The following is a 557-nucleotide window of genomic DNA, read 5'->3' as shown; positions in this document are numbered from 1 at the left end:
AAAAATGGGCAAGAAAGCAACGAAACAAAAAGGCCAAAAGTTCGATGCAGAAACAAGGGATAAAATTCAAGACGTCAAAAAGGAACTCTCTACGGTAGCAAGACAATATAAGACTCTTAAGAAAAAGCCCTTGGCTAACCCCGAAGCAAGAATGGCGCGCGAAGAACAGCTGAAAGTATGCAGTCAACGCCTATTTGAGCTGCAAACACAGCTCGTCTTTCTTTGCCAAGGACGATTACCTTTAGCACATGCTGACATGATTGTTCTGGAAGCTTTTTATGCCAAGTACCAACAAGAACACAGTGCAGCCCAACAAATCTTAATCCAAAACGGCATCAGTCCCCAAAATAGAGAGCAATTTTATGCCCTCAAACGCGATAATGCAGAGAAGACGATTCCTGATGTGATTCTTGATGGGAAAGACATCGGCTATCCAGGGATTTATATTAAAAAACTGGATACAACCAGTGATAAAGGAGCAGCACTTGCGGCCTGTCTTGGCAAAATAACGAATTGCTGCCAGTATCTTGGCGGTGTGGGCAGTGAGTGTGTGATTC

The 557-nt window shown here is 43.4% G+C and carries 1 protein-coding gene; it reads left to right on the top strand.

Features of this window, described 5'->3' with window-relative positions; genetic code table 11:
- Nucleotides 1-557 (top strand): anticodon-binding domain-containing protein (locus tag Lsan_RS14980; RefSeq protein WP_162265615.1); only part of this gene is annotated, 557 nt, incomplete at both ends.

The sequence above is a fragment of the Legionella santicrucis genome (assembly GCF_001468135.1).
Taxonomy (GTDB): Bacteria; Pseudomonadota; Gammaproteobacteria; order Legionellales; family Legionellaceae; genus Legionella; species Legionella santicrucis.
Note: the sequence above shows the minus strand (reverse complement) of the source record. Positions and strands in the feature narration are given on the sequence as shown.